Genomic DNA, 19,932 nt, shown 5'->3' with positions numbered 1-19,932 from the left:
CGGGCAGCGCGGCCGATGCGGGTGGTGCAGGCGGCGCGGCCGATGCAGGCCGTGCGGCTGGTGCAGGCGGCGCGGCCAGTGCGGGCGGCGCGGCTGGTGCGGGCGCGGCGGATGCGCGGCTACCGTCGGTCGCGTCGTTCTGCTTCCCGGGGACGAGCGGCGAGAGCATCCTGCTGCAGCTCGAGGAGCGTGGGGTGATCGTGTCGAGCGGATCGGCCTGCGCCGCCGGCAGCGACGACCCCTCGCCCGTGCTGCTCGCGCTCGGCCTCGCCCCGGAGGTGGCGCAGACGGCCGTGCGCTTCACCTTCACCGCAGACACGACCGCCGCCGACCTGAGCGCGGCATCCGACGCCCTCGTCGCGGCCCTCGACGACATCCGCTCCCTCGCGAGCTGAGCCCCGCCCCCGCGCTCGATGCGGACCCTGGGGCTGACCGAGCCCGAGCTCTAGGCCACGAGCCTCGCGACCCTCATCACCCCGCCGACTTGACACAAATCGCGCCTAAAACCGCCGACTTGGCACATCTTGTGTCAAGTGGGTGAAGCGGGCGGCGCGGGAGGCGGGGGGCGGGTCAGGCGGAGAGCCAGAGGGCGTCGGGGGCGTGCACCTCCACCGGGGCCGCACCCGCGACCTCCGTGAGCATGAGCACCACGGGGTCGACGGCGGGAGCGCCGTCGGGCTCCGTGACCGCCGGGTCGGGGTAGCCCGCCTCGGCGTAGGTCACGACGCGCACCGCGGTGCCGGGCCCGATGCCCTGACCGGCGAGCGACTGCAGTAGCGACGGGTCGCGGTCGTTGATGCGGAGCACCCGGCCCTCGTGCCCGATCGGGGCCTCGGCGAGCAGCACCGCGTCGAACGAGGGCACGTGGCCGTCGGCGGTCGGGATGGGGTCGCCGTGCGGATCCTGCACCGGCCGCCCGAGCCGCTCGTCGATGGCGTCGAGCAGGCGGTCGCTGAGCGCGTGCTCGAGCACCTCGGCCTCGTCGTGCACCTCGTGCCAGGCGTAGCCCATCTCGCGCACGAGCCAGGTCTCGATCAGCCGGTGCCGGCGCACCACGCCGCTCGCGCGCATCCGCCCCACCGGGGTGAGCGTCAGCGGACCGTAGGGCACGTGCGTGATGAGCCCCGCCGCCGCGAGCTTCTTGACCATCTCGGTCACCGACGAGGGCGCCACCCCGAGCCGCGCGGCCAGCACCGACGGGGTGATGGGGGCGGGCTGCCACTCGGTGTGTGCGTAGATCGTCTTGAGGTAGTTCTCCGCCGCGGTGTCCTGGCCGTGTGTCATCGACATGATGCTCCCACCCTAGGCGGCCCGAGCGCGCGGCGGCTAAGGTGCAGGAGTGTCCGACGACAGCGACGAGAAGCGCTCCTCCCCCTGGCGCTGGCCGGCCGAGTGGATGAGCGAGGAGAAGTTCTGGCGCGACATCGGCACCCGCGTGCTCGCGGGCGTCGTGACCGCCGCGATCGTCTACCTCGGCGCCCTCGTGCTCGGCTACCTGCACACCCCCGAGATCGGCGCGGGCGTCACGATCGCGCTCGCCGCCATCGCCGTGGTGCTCCTGCTGGCGGGGGTCGCCGCCCTCGTGGTGCGCCTGCCGTCACGCGCCAGGGCGGGCCGACCGATCGCCGCGCGGATCGTGGTGGCAGCGCTCCTCGTGGTCGTCGCCGTCGCACTCGTGCTGGGCGTCGCCGCCGACCTCTCAGCCGGCTGAGCCGCTCCGCGACCTCGAGGCCGCGGCGACCACGACACCGGATGCGCCGAGCGCGAGGGCGAGGACGAGTCCGGGAGCGAGATCCAGACCCGTGTCGGCGAGGTCGCCGTCGTGCCCGGGGGCGGGCCCGTTCGTCGGAGACGCGCTCGGGCCCGGGCTGGGCGCGGGAGTCGGGCCCGGAGTGGGAGAGGGATCTGGAGTGGGCGAGATGGTGGGTCGAGGCGTGATCTCGACCCCCACCACGATGCCCGGCGCGGGCTCCGGATCGGGCGCGACCACAGTCACGCCGGGCAGGGCGTGGGCCGTCGCGGAGGTGGCCGTCCCGACCAGGATCGTGCCGAGCGCAGCAGCCCCCAGCAGGGCACCCGCCAGTGCGATGGTTCGTGCCGCGGCGCGCCACCGAGCCCGCAGAGCCGCGCTCATCGGGCCACCGCCGACTCGCGGCGGCCCTCGGCGCGGGCCTCGGCGATGAGCCGCTCCACCGCGGCCTTGCGGCGCCGCCGTCCGATCACGAGCAGCGCGACCACGAGCGCGATCCCGGCGAGCACCGCCAGGTGCAGCCACGGCACAGCCCAGACCGTGACCGTCTTCGTCGCCGGCGCCACCGCGAGCCCGGGGACGCTCGGAACGGACGACTCCACCACCACGTCGACCGTGATCAGTCCGATCGGCCAGGCGGAGGTCGGGGCGACGGCGACGGATCGCGACTCCCCTGGGAACAGGTCGCCCCGGTCGGTCACCGCGCCGTCGACGACCTCGCCGAACGCGAGCTGCGTGTTGCCGGTGTTCTCGGCCGTGTAGCCGACCGTGAGCGATCCGGGGGTGAAGAGGTTCCAGGAGGGCGTGTAATCGACTGTGGCATCCGTGACCGCGAGGGCGGGAGCGAGCGCACCCGTCACCTGCGTCATCACGCGGAAGCCGACCCGGCTGTTCACCCCGATCTGCGCACCGTCGCTCGTGGTCCCCGTGCTCGAGACCGAGGCCGCGATGCCCGCGGCGTGATCGCCGGGGGTCGCGTTCTCGGGCACCGTGACCGTGAAGGGCACGACCGCCGTCGCGCCGGGCGCCACGGTCACCGACTCCTCGACCGTGATCCAGGTGCCGGCCGCCACGGAGGTCTGGCCGCCCTGCAGCATGTTGAAGCGGCCGGTCTCGGTGAAGTAGCCGTCGGCGGCGTCGAGCGCGAACGTGGTCTCGGTGGCCCCGAGGTTGCGGAGCGCGAGGTGCTCGGTGACGGTCGCGCCGGGGGCGAGCTCCTGCTCCACCCAGGATCGGCCGTCAGGTCCGTCGACGGTGGCGGGCGCCACCGACCACGTCACATCCTCGGGCGAGGGGGAGGGCGCGGCAGCAGCCGCCGCCGCAGCCGGAGCCGCCGAAGCCGCATCCGCCGCAGCCGGCCCGGCCACCGCCAGAACCGCCGCGGCCGCGAGAGCGGCGGCCGCGGCCAGAGCCTTCGCTCTCACGGGCCGGCTACTCGAACAGGGACAGCGTCAGCGTGGCCGAGTACTGTCCGGGCGCAACGGTGGCTCCGGTGAGCAGCTCGAGCCCGGCGTTCGCCGACCAGCTGCCCTCGGGTGCGATCTCGGCCGAGTCGTAGGCCACCGAGAGGATCTCGGAGTCGACGAAGCCCTCGCCCGGGTCGACCTCGTCGCCCGCCGAGACGCTGCCGGGGTCGCCGGCCACGAGCGCGGGGGCCCAGCCGAAGCTCTCGGCCGAGACGATGTCGGGCTGCCCGGCGTCGCCCGTGAAATCGGTGATCGAGCCGAGCACGTACCAGAACGCGCCCTCGGGGATGTCGGCGGGGTCGCGGGTGTCGGTCACGGTGACGGTCGGCAGCGTGCCGGTGAACTGGCGCGAGGTGGCGGTCGATCCCGACTCGGTGAGGGCGGCGGAGGAGCCGGCCACGGTCATGGCGAGCGCGCCGGGCCCCTCGAGCTCGGGGATCTCGACCGACACGGCGACGTCGCTGTCGCCGTAGGGGTCGTCGAGGGCGGCGGCGAGTCCGCTCGATCCGATGACGGAGAGCGTCAGGGCTCCTGCGGCCGCGATGCTCACGCGGTATCCGATGGCACGTCTGTTCACGGTGATACTCCAGGGTCGGTCCGCTCAGCGGAAGATCAGCCCGCCGGCACAACCGCCGTCGGTCGGGGCGACTCTACGTGTTCCGGATGACATTTGTCGAGGGGCGATTTAAAGTTGTAGACCCAGCGAGCAAAAGCTGCGTACACTTCAGGCGCCGGACGGATGCGCGGTTGCCTCTGCTCGGTCTGTGACGTCTCACGCAAAGGAGCAATGGTGCCCACACCTGTCAGACCGCCGAGAACTCGGCTCAGATCACGAACCGGACCGGCGGCGATCGTCGCCGGAACCCTCGCAGGCCTGCTGGCCGTGACCGGCCTCGCGCCCACCGCGCTGGCCGCGATCCCGGAGCAGGAGCCCGGAGTGACCCTCCGCGCGTTCCAGATGCCTCCCGGCCTCGCCGACTTCTGCACCATCAAGTCGGGCAGCACCCCCAACGTCGACAAGCTCATGCCCACGATCAACTGGGTCAGCGAGGCCGACTTCGGACTGAACGACGACTTCCTCGCCGAGGTCACGGCCAATCTGACGGTGGCCACGGCCGGTACCTACACCTTCCGCCTCACGAGCGACGACGGCTCCAAGCTGTCGATCGACGGCGCGCTCGTGGTCGACCACGGCGGCCTGCACGGGAACACCTCCAAGGAGGGTGCAGTCAACCTCACGGCGGGCACACATGCCCTGCGCCTGGACTACTTCGAGGGCGGCTACGGCCAGGAGCTCAAGCTCGAATGGAAGAAGCCCGGCGCCTCGACCTTCGAGATCGTGCCCACCTCGGTGCTCAGCACCGAAGCGAACGTCGTGCGCGTCACGGCCCCCGGCACCAAGTACTGCGAGGGCGCGGCCGACACCGCCGGCGACGGCCTGCGGCTCGACTCGGTCAACCCCGACTACACGCTGACCGACCTCCGCCCCGCGGGCTTCGAGCCCAAGGTCACGGGCCTCGACTTCACCGACGACGACGAGCTCGTGCTCATCACCTCGGGCTCGGTCAGCTCGGCCGGCTGGGTTCCGGATGCCCAGCCCGGCGAGGTCTACCTCGTCGCCGGCGCGACGGGTGCGACGAGCGCCGCCCAGGTCGTCCCCACCAAGATCGCCACCGACCTCCTGAACCCCATGGGCGTGGCGGTCATCGGCGACGAGATCTTCGTCTCCGAGCGGCACCAGCTCACGAAGCTCACCGACCCCGACGGTGACGGCTTCTTCGATGTGCACTCCAAGGTCGCGGAGTGGCCCGATGGCGGCAACTTCCACGAGTTCGCCTTCGGACTCGAGTACGACGACGAGAACTTCTACGTGAACCTCTCGGTCGCCATCGACAACGGTGGCGCGACCACCACCCCGCAGCCCGCCCAGAACCGCGGCACGGCCATCAGCATCAGCCGCACCACGGGTGAGGTCAGCTACATCGCGGGCGGTCTGCGCACACCGAACGGCGTCGCTCTGAGCGCCGAGGGCGAGCTCTTCGCCACCGACAACCAGGGCGGCTGGCTGCCGGCCTCGAAGCTCGTGAACGTGAAGAAGGGCAAGTTCTTCAACCACTTCACGACCCCGGCGGGCCCCTTCGACGCGAACCCCGTCTCGCCGCCCGCGGTCTGGATCCCCCAGAACGAGATCGGCAACTCCCCGAGCGCACCGCTCATCCTCGACGACGGCCCCTTCGCCGGCCAGATGCTGATCGGCGACGTGACCTACGGCGGGATCCAGCGCGTGGCGCTCGAGGAGGTCGCCGGTGAGTACCAGGGCGCCATCTTCCGTCACTCCGCCGGTCTCGAAGCCGGCGTCAACCGCATCGTCGAGGGCCCGGACGGCGCCTTCTACGTGGGCGGCATCGGCGAGGGCGGCAACTGGGGCGAGACGAACAAGCTCAAGTTCGGGCTGCAGAAGCTCACCCCGACCGGCGCCAACACGTTCGACATGAACACCGTCAAGATCACCGAGACCGGGTTCGACATCACCTACACCCAGCCCATCTCGGAGGAGACCGTGGCCGGCATCGCCTCGGCCTACCGCGCCGAGCAGTGGCGCTACGTGGCCACGCCGAGCTACGGCGGTCCGAAGGTCGACGAGGAGATCCTCGTGGTGACGGATGCGACGGTGTCGGAGGACCGCAAGACGGTCTCGATCACCCTTCCCGGCATCAAGCCAGGCAACGTCGTGCACCTGCGCTCACCGCGGCCGTTCGCGTCCGCATCCGGAGCCGAGCTGTGGAACACCGAGGCCTGGTACACCGCCAACGCGGTCCCCGGCTACGTGGCCCCGGCCGACCGCGGCTGGTACGAGGCCGAGGCGGCGTCGCTCACCGGCGGCACCAAGCCCGACACCGAGCACAACGGCTACTCCGGCACCGGCTTCGCAGCCGGCATGCAGAGCACCGGTGCCGCGGTGACCTTCACCACGAACGTCGCCGAGGCGGGCTCCTACCCGGTCAACCTCCGCTACGCCAACGGCCCCAACCCGTTCGACGGCACCAAGACGGTCTCGGTCTACGTCAACGACGTGGAGGTGGCCCCGTGGTCGCTCACGAGGACGGGCAACTGGAAGACGTGGACCACCGCGACCAGGAACCTCGACCTCGCAGCCGGCACCAACCGGATCTCGATCCGGCAGGATGCGGGCGACTCCGGCAACGTCAACCTCGACGCCCTCTCGGTGGGCGCGAGCACCGACATCTGCGCCCCCGGCGAGGTGGAGGAGGGCTACACGGGCCTCTTCGACGGAACCCTGGCGAGCTTCGACACGTGGCGTCTCTCGGGCCCCGGCTCGTTCGGCCGCATCACGGACGACTGCAGCCTGCGCGGCTCGGGGGGCCTCGGCCTCCTCTGGTACACGGCGGCCGAGTTCGAGGCCTACAGCCTCAAACTCGACTGGAAGCTCGTGGCCGACCACAACGGCGGCGTCTTCGTGGGCTTCCCCGACCCGGGCAACGACCCGTTCGTGGCCGTCAACCAGGGCTACGAGATCCAGATCGACGCCACGGATGCCCCCGACCGCACCACCGGATCGATCTACACCTTCCAGGGTGCGGACCCGGAGGCGGTGGCCGCGGCGCTGAAGCCCGTGGGCGCCTGGAACTCGTACGAGATCGTGGTGCAGGGGCAGACCATCAAGGTCGTGCTGAACGGCACGGTCGTGAACGAGTTCACGAGCACCGATCCTGCCCGCGACATCTCGCAGGGCTTCGTCGGCATCCAGAACCACGGGGCGGGTGAGGCGGTCTCGTACCGCGACATCCGCATCAAGGAGCTGGATGCGGCGCTCGCGGTGACCGCGACCGCCGAGGTGCGCTGCGTGGCCGGCAAGGCGCTGGTGGCGGTTCGCGCCACCAACGGCGACACCGTGCCCGTCGACCTCACCATCTCGACGACCTACGGCGAGAAGACGCAGAAGGCCGTGAAGCCGGGCGCCGCCCTGTTCCACACCTTCACCACGCGGCTGAAGAGCATCCCCGCCGGCACGGCGACCGCCACGGCCTCGGCCGACGGGCGCACGGGCACGGCGGAGGTGACCTGGGCCGCGAAGAGCTGCGGTTGATGCCGCTCTGATCCCTCGATCCCCCGGGGGCGGGCCGCGCGCCGGCCCCCGGGGGATCACCCTTCCTCTTTCAACTCCCCTGCTCGGTCACGGAAGGACCACCGCTCATGCTCGAATCCCTCGGACGCTGGGTGGCTCGCCGCCGCGTGATCGTGCTCGCCGCGTGGGGAGCCCTCATCCTCGCCGGCGTCGTGCTGGGGGGCGGGGTCTTCGACCACACCAGCCCCGTGGAGGACTCGCCGACCGGGAGCGAGTCGAAGCTCGCCGACGTGCGGCTCGACGCCCTCGACCCCGAGGGCGAGATCGTCACCGCGGTGCTCACGGGCACCGACTTCTACTCGCCCGAGCTCATCGCGAACGCGGGGGCCGTGATGCAGCAGCTCCGCGAGGTCCCCGGGGTCGTCGAGGTCAAGGACGCCTACACCTCGGGCGGCATCGTGGGCGACGACGGCCGCAGCTCGCTCGTGACCGTCGAGCTCGAGCAGTCCCTCGACGAGGCCTCGACGCTCGCGGCGGCCACCGAGGTGTCGGAGCTCCTCCGCACGATCGAGCCGGCCGACGTGCTCGTGGGAGGCAAATTCCTCGCCGAGCAGGCGTTCGTGGACCGGGCCGTCACCGACGCCGCGATCGGCGAGGGCATCGCGATCGTCGTGCTCTTCGTGCTGCTCGTGGTGGTGCTCGGCGGCGTGCGGGTCGCCGCCTTCCCCGTGGTGGCGGCGCTCGCCGTGATCGCGGTCGCGCTGCTCGCGCTCTCCGGGCTCATCCTGCTGATGCCCGTCAACGAGTTCGCCGTCAACATCGTGACCATCCTGAGCCTCGGCCTCGCGGTCGACTACAGCCTGCTCGTGATCGCTCGGTTCCGCGAGGAGCGGCACCGGCATCCGGAGGCCTCGCTCGTCGACTGGGTGGGGGCGACCGTCGCGTCGTCCGGCCGCGCGGTGCTCGTCTCCGGGCTCGCCGTGTTCATCGCGCTCGTGGGGCTCATGCTGCTCGGCGACCCGCTGCTGTCGGGCATGGCCGTGGGCGGGGCGGCCTCGGTGCTGCTCGCCACCCTGGCGGGGCTCACGCTCGTGCCGGCGATGCTCGCCGCGTTCTCGCGGCACGTGCCGGCGCCGGGGCGTCGGCGGTGGCCGCTGCGGTCGATCCCGGCGGATGCGGTGCGGGTCGGGGCCCTCGGGCGGCTGGCGATGCTCGCCCAGCGGCGCCCCGTGGCGGTGGCGGTGGGGGCCGGCGCCGTGCTCCTGCTGCTCGCGGCGCCGCTCGCCACGCTCACCGTCGGGAGCTCCGACATCCGGGCGCTGCCCGTCGAGGCCGAGGAGCGCCGCACGAGCGAGTTCGTCGACGCCGGTTTCGCCGACCTCAGCGAGACCGCCGCGAGCGTGCTCATCAGCGCTCCCGTGACGGATCCGCGGGTCGTCGGCCTGCTCGACGAGATCGCCGCGCACGAGCTCGTGATCGACGCCGACCAGGTGCTCGACCTGCCGCAGGACGTCACGGTGGCCGACTTCGCCGCGCCCGGCGACACCACCGGAGCGGAGGCGCAGCAGCTCGTGCGCGACATCCGCTCGCTCGCCGGCTCGGCCGCCTACGCCGACCTCGAGGTGCAGGTGGGCGGGCCCGCCGCCGAGGTCGTCGACACCCAGGACCACCTGCTCGAACGGCTGCCGCTCGCGCTCGGGGTGGTGCTCGTGGCGACGTTCGGGCTGCTGTTCGCGCTCACCCGATCCGTCGTCATCCCGCTGAAGGCCGTGGTGCTGAACGCGCTCACGGTGGCCGCCACGGTGGGGGCGCTCGTGGCGGTGTTCCAGTGGGGTTGGGGCGCCGGCCTCCTCGGCTTCGCGCCGTGGGGGGCACTCGATGTGACGACGCCGCTCATGATCGCGCTGCTCGCGTTCGGGCTGTCGATGGACTACGAGGTGTTCCTGCTCGCGCGGATCGCGGAGGAGTGGCGGGCGCGCGACCGCTCGATCGACCCGCGGGTGGCGAACGACCGGGCCGTGCTCCGCGGCATCACGGCCACCGGGCCCGTGGTGACCACGGCGGCGGTGGCGATTGGGGTCGTGTTCCTCGGGTTCTCGGCGAGCAGTCTCGTGGGCATGAAGGAGGTCGGGATCGGCATGGCGATCGCGATCCTGCTCGACGTCACGATCGTGCGGGGGCTGCTGCTGCCGGCGCTGATGACGCTGCTGGGGCGCTGGAACTGGGTCGGGCCCGGGTTCGGGCGGCGCGGCGGCCGTGCCGGTGGTGATGCCGGCGGCGGCGAGACTGGGCGCTCGGCGGACTCACGCCCGGCGGAAGCGCTCGTGGAGTCGGGTTCGCGTTCGTAACGGCAAACCTGCGGGCATCCGGGTCGATATACGGCTCGGATGCCGGCACGTGTGGCGTTCTCCACCGGACACGGCCCTCAGACGCCGTGGTAGCGGCCCGGGCGGTGGTTGAGGGCGAGCACGAGGTTCAGCAGCACGGCGCCGGCCGCCGAGAGCAGCACAGTGGGCACGGGAGCCACGGCGAAGGCGCACGCCACGATCGTGACGTCGATCGCCATCTGCACGTAACCGGCCCGCCAGCCGAGGCGCTCCTGCAGGATGAGCGCGAGGATGTTCACCCCGCCGAGGCTCGACCGGTGCCGGAACAGGATGAGCAGCGCGACCCCCGCGAGCAGGTTGCCGGCGATCACGGCGAAGACGGGGTCGATGCGGTCGAGGTCGACGGCGAGCGGCACGAGCAGCGAGAAGCCGGAGACGAGGGAGACGCTGAGGGCAGTGCGGAGGGTGAAAACCCAGCCCTTCTTCCAGACGGCGAGGGCGAAGAACGGGAGGTTGACCAGGAGGAAGAGCACCCCGAACGGCAGCGGCACGACGTAGCTGAGGAGCAGCGAGAGGCCCGCGGTGCCTCCGGTCACGGCGCCCGTCGACTTCAGTAGGAAGAGCCCGAGCGACGACACGAACGTGCCGGTGAGCACGCCGAGCACGTCTTCGACGGGCGAGTGGGCGAGCGGATCGCGGGTGGCGGTGGGGTCGGCGGATGCGCGGTGCGGCCGCAGGCGATCGAGCACGCTCACCGCGCACCGGCCGGGGCGGGCTCGGCGGCGAAGCGGGCGAGGGTGGCGAGCACGCGGTCATTGGTGGCGGGGTCGGCGAGGGTGATGCGGAGGCCGTCGCCCGCGAAGCCCCGGGCGAGGATGTCGGCCTCCGCGAGCAGCCCGAGCGCGCGCTCGCGGCCTGTGTCACCCAGCCGCAGCCAGACGAAGTTGGTCTCGCTGTCGGGGGCCGTGAAGCCGAGCGCGCGGAGGGCGGCGAGCACGCGCGCCCGCTCGGAGCGGACGAGTGCCACGCGCTCCTGAAGCTCGTCGCGCGCGGCGAGGGAGGCGATCGCGGCCCGCTGGGCGAGCGCGCTGACCGTGAACGGCATGCCCGCCCGGCGCAGCGCATCCGCCACCGGCTCGGCCGCCACCGCGTAGCCCACCCGCAACCCGGCGAGACCGTGCGCCTTCGAGAAGGTGCGCACGACGCAGACGTTCGGGTGCCGGCGGAGCAGCCCGATCGCATCCGTCGGCCCGGCCGAGGAGTACTCGAGGTAGGCCTCGTCGAGCACCACGAGCACGTGCGGCGGCACCGCGGCGAGGAACGCCTCGAGCTCGGCGGGCGAGAGGGCCGTGCCCGTGGGGTTGTTGGGGTTGCAGACGAGCACGACGCGGGTGCGATCGGTGACGGCGGCGGACATCGCTGCGAGGTCGTGACGGTCGAACGGATCCAGCGGCACCGGCACGGGAACGGCTCCGGCCAGCTGCACCAGCAGCGGATACAGCTCGAACGAGCGCCAGGCGAACACCACCTCGTCGCCCGCGTCGCAGTGCGCCGTGATGATCTGCTGCAGCACTCCCGTGCTCCCTGCCCCCACCACGACCTGGCCCGGCACGACCTCGTCGGCCGAGACGCTGAGCGAGGTGGCGAGCTCCTCCCGCAGGTCGAGGGCTCCGTTGTCGGGGTAGCGGTGGAGCTCCGCCGCAGCGCGGGCCACCTCCTCGAGCACCGAGGGCAGCGGCGGGTAGTGGCTCTCGTTCGAGGCGAGTGCGGCGGTGGTGGCCGTCGAAGCCCGTCGCCCGGCGACGTACGGCGGCACGGCCCGCACGACCCCTCGAGCGGGCGGCAGCAGGGAGGGCGAGGAAGCGGTCATGGTCACAGTGTGCGGATCGCTTGAGCACCGGTGCAACCGACGCCGTCTCTACTGCGCAGAATGCCCAGAGAAGACGCGCCGACTGACAGAATGACCGACATGACCAGCCTCGACGACCTCGACGCCCGCATCCTGCTCGCCCTCGACGACGACCCCGATGCCACCGTGCTCGCCCTCGCCTCGCGCCTCGGCGTGGCCCGCAACACCGTGCATGCGAGGCTCAAGCGGATGACCGCGGGCGGCGCCCTCGGCTCGTTCTCGAAGCGGGTCGACCCGGCGGCGCTCGGCTATCCGCTCGTCGCCTTCGTCTGGATCGCAATCAGCCAGGACGCCACCGAGCAGGCCACGGCGGGGCTTGCCGGCATCCCCGAGATCGTGGAGATGCACGCGACCACGGGCGACGCCGACCTGCTCGCGAAGGTCGTGGCGCGCGATCCGGCGCACCTGCACCGCCTCACCACGCGCATGCTCCGGGTCGACGGGGTGCAGCGCACGAGCACCGCGCTCTCGCTCGTGGAGGCGATGCCGCACCGCGTGCGCAGCCTGCTCGAGCAGGCTGTGACGCCGTCGGCCTAGCCGATAGGCGGGAGCCGGCAGGCGGCTAGAGGCTCAGGGCCACCTTCCGGCTGAGGGCCTCGAGGGCGCGCTCGTCGCGGCGGTAGTGCGACCACTGGCCGATCCGGGTGCAGGTCACGAGGCCCGCCCGCTGCAGCGTCGCCATGAACTGCGACGCCGTCGACTGCGAGACCTCGGCCCTGGCCTGGATGTGCTTGAGGCAGACGCCGACCTCGGCGGCCGGCTGATCCTGGGGCGGGAACGACTCCGGCTCCTTCAGCCAGCCGAGGATCGCCAGCCGCGTGGGGTGGCCGAGCGCCTTGAACGCCACCACCAGGTCCGGGTCGTCGGTCTCCGTCATGGGTCCATGATATCGCAATATCGCGATTCTCCGATGCTGTGGTAGATCTTAGATCGGCAAATCACGATCTAACGATGGAGGACGAATGGCGCAGCGGACAGCCCTGGTGGTCGGGGCACGGGGAGTGATCGGGGCACCCTCGTCGAGCATCTGGAGGCACTCGGCGACTGGGACGTCATCGGGCTGTCGCGCCGCGGCAGCCAGGATCGCGGACGCATCCGCCACCGCGCGGTGGACCTCCTCGACCGGGAGGGGACCGCCCGAGCGCTGCAGGAGCTCACCGAGGTGACCCACGTGTTCTACGCCGCCTACCAGGATCGGCCGACCTGGGCCGAGCTCGTCTCACCGAACCTGGCCATGCTCACGAACGTCGTCGACGCCCTCGAGCCCGTCGCGCCGGCGCTCGAGCACATCAGCCTGATGCAGGGCTACAAGGTCTACGGAGCGCACCTCGGTGCTTTCGCGACCCCCGCCAAGGAATCGGACCCGCCGCACATGCCGCCGGAGTTCAACGTCGACCAGCAGCAGTTCCTCGAGCGCCGCCAGGCCGGGGCATCCTGGAGCTGGTCGGCGCTCCGCCCCTCCGTGGTCGCCGGCATCGGGCTCGGCAACCCCATGAACCTGGCGATGGTCATCGCCGTGTACGCCTCGATGGGCAAGGAGCTCGGCATCCCGCTGCGGTTCCCGGGCAGGCCCGGCGCCTACACGAGCCTCCTCGAGATGACGGATGCCGACCTCCTCGCGAAGGGCACCGTGTGGGCGGCGACCTCCCCGGCGACGCGGAACGAGGCGTACAACATCACCAACGGGGACATGTTCCGGTGGTCGTCGATGTGGCCGAGGATCGCAGCGTTCTTCGATCTCGAGGTCGCGCCGCCCCTCGAACTGAGCCTCGCCGAGGTCATGGCCGACAAGGGCGAGCTCTGGAGCGGCATGGTGAAGGAGCACGGGCTGGAGCCCACCTCCTACGCCGAGGTGTCGTCGTGGGTGTTCGGCGACTTCGTGTTCTCGTGGGACTACGACGTGATCGCCGACACCTCCAAGTCGCGCCGGGCCGGGTTCCACGAGTACGTCGACACCGAGGAGATGTTCCTGCGCATCTTCCAGGATCTGCGCGATCGGCGGCTGATCCCGTGAGGGACGTGGGGGCCCGGCGGGGGCCTCAGCGCGTGCGGGGCCGGCGTGTGGGGGTCAGCGCGTGCGGGTGAGGAACGCGGCCGAGCCCATCGCCGTGAGGTCGCTGATCAGGATGACGACGCGCTCCGGGTTCTCGCGCGGCTGGCGGTAGCGCGCGGCGTAGCGGTCGACGCCCTCCTGCACCGAGGCGGCATCGTCGAGGATGCGAGCGTTCCCGCTGAGCGTGAGCCAGCGCGCGCCCTCCACCTGCGACACCGCGGCGCGGCCGTCGCGGCGCACGTTCAGCACCTTCTGACTCGGGCCGTTCGTGATGATGCGCACGGCGCCGCGGCCCCCGTCGCCCTCGGCGTCGAACGTGAAGCCGACGGGCACGACGTGCGGGGCTCCGCTCGTGGTGAGGGTCGAGAGCGTGGCGAGGTGGTACTCGGTCACGAACTCGAGGCCCTCCGGGGTGAGCAGCGGAGTGGTGGTCATGGCCCCAGCGTACGGTCGGGGGCACCCCCTAGGCGGATGCCCCGCGCTGTGCTACCTATTAGGCGTGCCTAAAAGCGTGACGACGACGTTGCCCGGGCCGGCGGTCAGACCCCGGTGGTGGCATCCGCTCGCCCTGCTCGGCCCCGCGTTCGTGGCCTCCATCGCCTACGTCGACCCCGGCAACGTCGCGGCGAACCTCACCTCGGGCGCCTCCTACGGCTACCTGCTCGTGTGGGTGCTCGTGCTGGCGAACGGGATGGCCATGCTCATCCAGTACCAGTCGGCGAAGCTCGGGATCGTCACGGGCCGCACCCTGCCCGAGCACGTGGGCGCGCGCACCCGGCCGTGGACGAGGCGCGCCTACTGGCTGCAGGCCGAGGCCGTGGCGGCCGCCACCGACATCGCCGAGGTCATCGGCGGGGCGCTCGCGCTCAACCTGCTGTTCGGGCTGCCGCTCGTGGTGGGCGGGGTGATCGTGGGCGTGGTGTCGATGGGGCTGCTGCTCGTGCAGTCGCATCGGCGGCAGCGCACGTTCGAGTTCGTGATCGTGGGGTTCCTCGCGGTGATCGCGATCGGGTTCCTCGCCGGGCTGTTCGTCTCCGACGTCGACTGGGGCGCCGCCGCCGACGGACTCGTGCCGCGCTTCGACGGCACCGCCACCGTGCTGCTGGCTGCGAGCATGCTCGGCGCCACGGTCATGCCGCACGCCATCTACCTGCACTCCGCCCTCGCCCGCGACCGCCACCACGCCGACTACGCCGCCTTCGCCGAGCGCACCGATTTCACGAGAGGGCAGAAGACGCTCGAAAACGCTCAGGATGGCGCATCTTCTGCCCACTCGTGGGACGTGGGCGACGGGGAAGGGGGCGCGGGCCGGCTCCGGATGCTGCTGCGCGTCACCCGCACCGACGTGCTGATCGCGCTGCTCATCGCCGGCGTCGTCAACATCTCCATGCTGCTGCTGGCCGCCGCGAGCCTCCGCGGGGTCGCCGGCACCGACACCATCCCCGGCGCCTACGACGCCATCCGCGCCGCCCTCGGCCCCGGCATCGCCACGATCTTCGCCATCGGGCTGCTCGCCTCGGGGCTCGCCTCCACCTCCGTGGGCGCCTACGCCGGATCGGTCATCATGAAGGGGCTGCTCACGGTGCGGGTGCCCATCCTGGCCCGCCGTGCGGTCACGCTCGTGCCGGCGCTCGCCGTGCTCGCCGGCGGGATCGACCCCACCTGGGCGCTCGTGCTCAGCCAGGTGTTCCTCAGCATCGGCATCCCGTTCGCGCTGATCCCGCTCATCCGGCTCACCGGCAGCCGTGCCGTCATGGGGGAGTTCGTCGACCGGCTGCCCGTGCGCATCCTGGCGTGGGTCGTGGTGGCGCTGATCGTGGCGCTCAACGTCGTGCTCATCGTGCTGACCGTCACGGGAGCGTGAGGCATCCGTTCACCGAGCCGCCGTACGCTCGAGCCATGACCCTGATCGACAACGCCGTCTACGTCGACGGCGTGCGCGCCCACGAACCCGCGAGCCTCGACGAGACCTACGAGATCGCGGCCGAGACGGGTGGGATGGCGTGGATCGGTCTCTACCGGCCGGACGCCCACGAGATCCGCTCCGTCGAGAGCGAGTTCGGCCTGCACCACCTCGCGGTCGAGGACGCCCTCACGGGCCACCAGCGCGCCAAGCTCGAGCGCTACGGCGACACGCTCTTCGTGGTGCTGCGGCCCGCCCGCTACCTCGACGCCGACGAGCGGGTCGAGTTCGGCGAGGTGCACGTGTTCATCGGGCCCGGGTTCGTCGTGACCATCCGCCATGCCGAGTCGCCGGACCTCGCCGCGGTGCGCCGTCGCCTCGAGCAGAACCCGGCGCTGCTCTGCCTCGGCCCCGAGGCGGTGCTCTACGCGATCGTCGACCAGGTCGTCGACGAGTACGGGCCCGTGGTCTCGGGCCTCGAGAACGACATCGACGAGATCGAGAAGCAGCTCTTCGGCGGCGACCCCGACGTCTCCAAGCGCATCTACGACCTGCTCGGCGAGGTGATGGAGTTCCAGCGGGCCGCGCATCCGCTCTCGGCGATGCTCGAGGCACTGCTCCGCGGATCGGAGAAGTACGGCGTCGACCTCGAGGTGCAGCGCGGCCTCCGCGACGTGCACGACCACGTGCTGCAGATCGTGGGGCGGGCGGATGCGTTCCGTGCGACCCTGCAGAACGCCCTGACCGTGCACTCCACGCTCGCCACGCAGCAGCAGAACGACGAGATGCGGCGCATCTCGGAGGCCAGCCTCAAACTCGCCGACGACACCCGGGAGCTCTCGGAGACGAGCCTCAAGCAGGGCGAGGAGGTGAAGAAGATCTCGGCCTGGGCCGCGATCCTCTTCGCACCCAGCCTCATCGGCACGATCTACGGCATGAACTTCGAGTACATGCCGGAGCTGCACTGGGTGTTCGGGTATCCGGCGGCGCTCGTGGCGATGGTCGTGATGGCGGTGGTGCTGTACAAGGTGTTCAAGCGGAATCGGTGGTTGTGAACGTGGGCGTGTCCCGCCGGTAGCCTGGGCGGGTGAGTGAGACGGATCCTGGGCACGGCACGACGGATGCGGCGTCGAACCCGAGCGTCGAGCTGAGCGCGGGCGGTGTGGGGCCCTGGGTGGGCGAGCTCCCCGACGATCCGCACTACGACCCCGAGCTGCTCGCGGCCGGCGACACCCGCAACGTGATCGACCGGTACCGCTACTGGCGCATGGAGGCGATCGTCGCCGACCTCGACGAGCGCCGGCATCCGTTCCACGTGGCCATCGAGAACTGGCAGCACGACATGAACATCGGATCGATCGTGCGGAGCGCGAACGCGTTCGCCGCCGACACGGTGCACATCATCGGTCGCCGCCGCTGGAACAAGCGGGGCGCGATGGTGACCGACCGCTACCAGCACGTGTCGAATCATCCGGATGTCGCGTCGTTCGCCGACTTCGCCCGCGATGCCGGGCTGCCGATCATCGCGATCGACAACGTGCCGGGCAGCGTGCTCATCGAGACGTTCGCGTTCCCGGCGCGCTGTGTGCTGATCTTCGGGCAGGAGGGCCCCGGTCTCTCGCCCGAGGCGCTCGAGGCGGCGGATGCGGTGGTCGAGATCTCCCAGTTCGGCTCGACCCGCTCGATCAACGCCTCGGCGGCGGCCGCGGTGGCCATGCACGCCTGGATCCTCCAGCACGTCCCCTTCGGCCCGAAGGCGTGAGTAAGGAACTCCATACCAAAGGTTAATCCTCTAACCTTTGGTACACTCAACCATGGTCAACCCTCCCACCTGGCCGCCTCTCGGCTTCGAGACGCTGCCGTGGCATCGCGACCACGACGCGGAGACCTCCAGGCGCTCCTACGTCGCTGCGGCCGGACCGTACCGTGCGGCCGTGCCGCCGCCCATCGCCGATCAGGCGGTCTCCCTGCCGAGCGATCTGCTCGCCCTCGCCGACGACGCCACGGCGGCCATCACCCGCTTCGATGCCGAGCTCGGTTCCGTCGCGGCTCCCTTCGCCGCGGTGCTCCTCCGCACCGAGAGCGCCTCCAGTTCGCAGGTCGAGCACATCACGTCGAGTGCGAAGCAGGTCGCACTGGCCGAGATCGGGGAGGCGAGCTCGAGCAACGCTCGTCTCGTGGTGGGCAACGTCCAGGCGATGGAAGCCGCGATCGAGCTCTCCGACCGCCTGGATCCGCAGTCGGTCATCGAGATGCACCGAGCGCTCCTCGGCGGCAGCGCGCCGGACATCACCGGGGCCTGGCGGGCGGAGCAGGTGTGGATCGGGTCGAGGAGCGCTTCTCCGCATCTGGCGGACTTCGTTCCGCCGCATCACGGCCGGGTGGCCGACCTCATGGACGACGTCATGGCGTTCGCGCGACGGACCGACATCCCGGTGCTGGTGCAGACGGCGCTCGCCCATGCCCAGTTCGAGACGATCCACCCCTTCCCGGACGGCAACGGGCGCACCGGTCGGGCGCTCGTGCAGGGGATGCTGCGGGCGGGCCGGGTCACCCGCAACGTGACCGTGCCCGTCTCAGCCGGGCTGCTCCACGATCTGCCGGGCTACTTCGCCGGGCTGACCGCCTACCGGGAGGGCGATCCGGGCCCGATCATCGAAGCGCTCGCCGAGGCGTCGTTCGCCGCCGTGCGGAACGGGAGGCGTCTCGCCGAACAGCTGCTCGCCGTGCGGGATCGGTGGGACGCCGATGTCGTGGCGCGCGCCGACTCCTCGGTGCACCGCCTCAAGACGTACCTGCTGCGCCAGCCGGTCGTGACGAACCGGGTGGTGGCCGCGACCCTCTGCGTCAGTGGTGTGGCCGCGCAGTCGAGCATCGATCGGCTGGTCGAGGCCGGCGTGCTGGAGCAGGCCGGCGGGGGCCGTCGCAACCGCCGGTGGGCGGCGCCCGAGGTGCTGGCGGCCCTGGATGCGTTCGGCGAGCGGGCTATGCGGGGCGCTCCGCGGTGAGGCCTGGGCGTTCGGGTTCGGGGGCTTCGGTGGTGGCGGTGCGCGCGGCTTGGACTGGGCCGGGGGCAGTGCCCGCGGGCGTGCCGGGCGTGGGAGGCGGGGTGCTCGCGGGGCGGCGGGGGCGCCAGGTGAGGGTGGCGAGGAGGACGCCGGCCACCACGACCGCGCCGCCGAGGAGGTCGGCGGGGCCGGGGATCTCGCCGAGCAGGAGCCAGGCGCTCGTGAAGCCCGCCACCGGGACGAGCATGGAGAAGGGGGCGACCTTGCTCGAGGGGTTGCGCTTCATGAGGGTGACCCAGATGCCCGATCCGACGATCGTGCCCATCACCACCGTGTAGACGAGGCCGAGCACCGCGGGGAGGGCCTCGGGGGTGAAGGAGGTGGCGAGGGATGTCCAGACGGCGTCGGGGCCCTCGATCACGAGCGACAGGGCGATGAGGGGGATGGGCGGCACGACCGACATCCACAGGGTGAGGCCGAGCGGGCTCGAGGGCTGTGCCTGGCGGCTGCAGATGTTGCCGAACGCCCAGCCGAGGGCGCCGCACAGGGTCAGGATGACGGGCAGGAGCGCCGAGACCTGGGCGCGGTCGGCCGCGATGATGCCGAGCCCGGCGACCGCGACGAGGATGCCGATGCCCTGCACGAGCGTGAGCCTCTCGCGGAGCCACACGGCGGCGAGCACCACCGTGAACGGCGCCGACGCCTGCAGCACGAGCGACGCGAGCCCGGGCGGCATGCCCGCCGCCATGCCCGCGTAGAGGAACGCGAACTGCAGGATGCCGAAGCCGAGCCCGTAGCCGAGCAGCCAGCGCACCTTCACGCCCGGCCACTTCACGAACAGCACGGTGGGGATGGCGAGCACGAGGAAGCGGAGGCCCACGAGGAAGAACGGCGGGTAGTGCTCGAGCGAGAAGTGGATCGCGACGAAGTTCACACCCCACAGCACGGCGACGAGCACGGCGAGGAGGCGGTCGCGTGTGGGCATGCCCTCAGCCTCGCGGGGCGGGGGTCGAGGGGCAAGCGAGCGTTGCTTCATGCAGGATGTGGCGGAGGTACACAGTCGGGCGGCGGCGGCCCGGGCATCCCTGCCATCCCGGCCGTCCCGCTCGCGCGCTGCGCCGCGGGGTAGCGCCAATCGCGCCAAAGCGGGCGGATCCGGTCGGTTGGCGCTACCCGGACGTGCGGTTCGCGCGATTCGCGGTTTCCGCGGTCGCGCGCGACGGCGGCGGGCTACTTGCCGTGCTCGGCGAGGATCGTGTCGAGGTCGATGCGCTTCAGGAGCGCCGCCCAGTCGGTGCTGCGGGCGGCCTCGATGGCGGAGTCCTCGGCGACGACGCGGCCGTTGCGCTCGATCGTGACTCCGGCGGGGGCCTCGGCGTTGAGGATGCTGAGGATCTCGTCGTTGACGGCCTCCGTGTCGAAGTCGGCG

The 19,932-nt window shown here is 71.6% G+C and carries 20 protein-coding genes; 10 read left to right on the top strand and 10 right to left on the bottom strand.

Annotated features, from left to right (window positions below):
- A partial coding sequence (locus tag Q0D57_RS14945; protein ID WP_291045474.1) for an aminotransferase class V-fold PLP-dependent enzyme occupies nucleotides 1-395 on the top strand: 395 nt, incomplete at its 5' end.
- Between the two features lie 175 nt (nucleotides 396-570).
- Here Q0D57_RS14945 and Q0D57_RS14940 read toward each other — a convergent pair.
- Entirely contained in the window at nucleotides 571-1,284 is a 714-nt protein-coding gene (locus Q0D57_RS14940) for a metal-dependent transcriptional regulator (RefSeq protein ID WP_291045472.1), read from the bottom strand.
- A 55-nt stretch (nucleotides 1,285-1,339) separates the two neighbouring features.
- Here Q0D57_RS14940 and Q0D57_RS14935 point away from each other — a divergent pair, with 55 nt between their 5' ends.
- Complete coding sequence (locus tag Q0D57_RS14935; protein WP_291045470.1) at nucleotides 1,340-1,711, top strand: hypothetical protein; 372 nt, start codon at nucleotides 1,340-1,342, stop codon at nucleotides 1,709-1,711.
- On the opposite strand, the gene Q0D57_RS14930 is transcribed toward Q0D57_RS14935, so the two are convergent.
- From Q0D57_RS14930 to Q0D57_RS14920, 3 genes are read right to left on the bottom strand one after another with little or no spacing between them, the layout of a single operon-like run.
- Entirely contained in the window at nucleotides 1,700-2,134 is a 435-nt protein-coding gene (locus tag Q0D57_RS14930; protein ID WP_291045468.1) for a hypothetical protein, read from the bottom strand. The two genes, Q0D57_RS14935 and Q0D57_RS14930, sit on opposite strands and share 12 nt — an antisense overlap.
- Nucleotides 2,131-3,174, bottom strand: a complete 1,044-nt coding sequence (locus Q0D57_RS14925) for a hypothetical protein (RefSeq protein WP_291045466.1) — start codon at nucleotides 3,172-3,174, stop codon at nucleotides 2,131-2,133. Before Q0D57_RS14925 ends, Q0D57_RS14930 begins: the two co-directional genes overlap by 4 nt.
- Before the next feature lie 7 nt (nucleotides 3,175-3,181).
- Entirely contained in the window at nucleotides 3,182-3,793 is a 612-nt protein-coding gene (locus Q0D57_RS14920; RefSeq protein ID WP_291045464.1) for a hypothetical protein, read from the bottom strand.
- 306 nt (nucleotides 3,794-4,099) lie between these two features.
- Between Q0D57_RS14920 and Q0D57_RS14915 the strand changes: the two genes are divergently transcribed.
- Together Q0D57_RS14915 and Q0D57_RS14910 are read left to right on the top strand one after the other, a co-directional pair.
- Nucleotides 4,100-7,324 (top strand): family 16 glycoside hydrolase, encoded by a 3,225-nt coding sequence (locus Q0D57_RS14915; RefSeq protein ID WP_291045462.1) that lies wholly within the window; start codon nucleotides 4,100-4,102, stop codon nucleotides 7,322-7,324.
- Between the two features lie 107 nt (nucleotides 7,325-7,431).
- Nucleotides 7,432-9,651: an MMPL family transporter gene (locus tag Q0D57_RS14910; RefSeq protein ID WP_291045460.1), complete on the top strand. Its 2,220-nt coding sequence runs from the start codon at nucleotides 7,432-7,434 to the stop codon at nucleotides 9,649-9,651.
- Nucleotides 9,652-9,728: 77 nt separating this feature from the next.
- Here Q0D57_RS14910 and Q0D57_RS14905 read toward each other — a convergent pair whose 3' ends face one another.
- Complete coding sequence (locus Q0D57_RS14905) at nucleotides 9,729-10,379, bottom strand: YitT family protein (protein WP_291045476.1); 651 nt, start codon at nucleotides 10,377-10,379, stop codon at nucleotides 9,729-9,731.
- A 2-nt stretch (nucleotides 10,380-10,381) separates the two neighbouring features.
- Nucleotides 10,382-11,500, bottom strand: a complete 1,119-nt coding sequence (gene hisC, locus Q0D57_RS14900) for a histidinol-phosphate transaminase (RefSeq protein ID WP_291045459.1) — start codon at nucleotides 11,498-11,500, stop codon at nucleotides 10,382-10,384.
- A gap of 90 nt (nucleotides 11,501-11,590) precedes the next feature.
- Between hisC and Q0D57_RS14895 the strand changes: the two genes are divergently transcribed.
- Entirely contained in the window at nucleotides 11,591-12,076 is a 486-nt protein-coding gene (locus tag Q0D57_RS14895; protein ID WP_291045456.1) for an Lrp/AsnC family transcriptional regulator, read from the top strand.
- A 25-nt stretch (nucleotides 12,077-12,101) separates the two neighbouring features.
- On the opposite strand, the gene Q0D57_RS14890 is transcribed toward Q0D57_RS14895, so the two are convergent.
- Nucleotides 12,102-12,416 carry a metalloregulator ArsR/SmtB family transcription factor gene (locus Q0D57_RS14890; protein ID WP_291045454.1) on the bottom strand — a complete coding sequence of 105 codons (315 nt, stop codon included), beginning with the start codon at nucleotides 12,414-12,416 and terminating at the stop codon, nucleotides 12,102-12,104.
- Between the two features lie 231 nt (nucleotides 12,417-12,647).
- On the opposite strand from Q0D57_RS14890, the gene Q0D57_RS14885 reads away from it, so the two are divergent.
- The gene (locus Q0D57_RS14885) at nucleotides 12,648-13,553 is read left to right on the top strand and encodes an SDR family oxidoreductase (protein ID WP_291045452.1); all 906 of its coding nucleotides are present in this window, start codon (nucleotides 12,648-12,650) and stop codon (nucleotides 13,551-13,553) included.
- A gap of 54 nt (nucleotides 13,554-13,607) precedes the next feature.
- On the opposite strand, the gene Q0D57_RS14880 is transcribed toward Q0D57_RS14885, so the two are convergent.
- On the bottom strand, nucleotides 13,608-14,027 hold the full coding sequence (locus Q0D57_RS14880) for a TIGR03618 family F420-dependent PPOX class oxidoreductase (RefSeq protein WP_291045450.1): 420 nt from the start codon (nucleotides 14,025-14,027) through the stop codon (nucleotides 13,608-13,610).
- 76 nt (nucleotides 14,028-14,103) lie between these two features.
- Between Q0D57_RS14880 and Q0D57_RS14875 the strand changes: the two genes are divergently transcribed.
- Genes Q0D57_RS14875 through Q0D57_RS14860 form a run of 4 tightly spaced genes read left to right on the top strand, consistent with a single transcriptional unit; the run spans nucleotide 14,104 to nucleotide 18,503 of the window.
- Nucleotides 14,104-15,456: an Nramp family divalent metal transporter gene (locus Q0D57_RS14875; protein WP_291045448.1), complete on the top strand. Its 1,353-nt coding sequence runs from the start codon at nucleotides 14,104-14,106 to the stop codon at nucleotides 15,454-15,456.
- A gap of 35 nt (nucleotides 15,457-15,491) precedes the next feature.
- The gene (locus tag Q0D57_RS14870; protein ID WP_291045446.1) at nucleotides 15,492-16,550 is read left to right on the top strand and encodes a magnesium and cobalt transport protein CorA; all 1,059 of its coding nucleotides are present in this window, start codon (nucleotides 15,492-15,494) and stop codon (nucleotides 16,548-16,550) included.
- Between the two features lie 32 nt (nucleotides 16,551-16,582).
- Complete coding sequence (locus tag Q0D57_RS14865) at nucleotides 16,583-17,257, top strand: TrmH family RNA methyltransferase (protein WP_291045444.1); 675 nt, start codon at nucleotides 16,583-16,585, stop codon at nucleotides 17,255-17,257.
- Nucleotides 17,258-17,309: 52 nt separating this feature from the next.
- Complete coding sequence (locus Q0D57_RS14860) at nucleotides 17,310-18,503, top strand: Fic family protein (protein WP_291045442.1); 1,194 nt, start codon at nucleotides 17,310-17,312, stop codon at nucleotides 18,501-18,503.
- On the opposite strand, the gene Q0D57_RS14855 is transcribed toward Q0D57_RS14860, so the two are convergent.
- Both Q0D57_RS14855 and Q0D57_RS14850 read right to left on the bottom strand, forming a co-directional pair.
- Nucleotides 18,481-19,488 (bottom strand): EamA family transporter, encoded by a 1,008-nt coding sequence (locus tag Q0D57_RS14855; protein WP_291045439.1) that lies wholly within the window; start codon nucleotides 19,486-19,488, stop codon nucleotides 18,481-18,483. The genes Q0D57_RS14860 and Q0D57_RS14855 overlap by 23 nt on opposite strands.
- Before the next feature lie 245 nt (nucleotides 19,489-19,733).
- Nucleotides 19,734-19,932: hypothetical protein (locus Q0D57_RS14850; RefSeq protein WP_291045435.1), on the bottom strand; the 199-nt coding region annotated here is incomplete at its 5' end.

It is taken from the genome of Herbiconiux sp., assembly GCF_023264895.1.
GTDB lineage: Bacteria > Actinomycetota > Actinomycetes > Actinomycetales > Microbacteriaceae > Herbiconiux.
The sequence above is the reverse complement of the archived record's forward strand: the minus strand, read 5'-3'. Positions and strand labels throughout refer to the sequence as shown.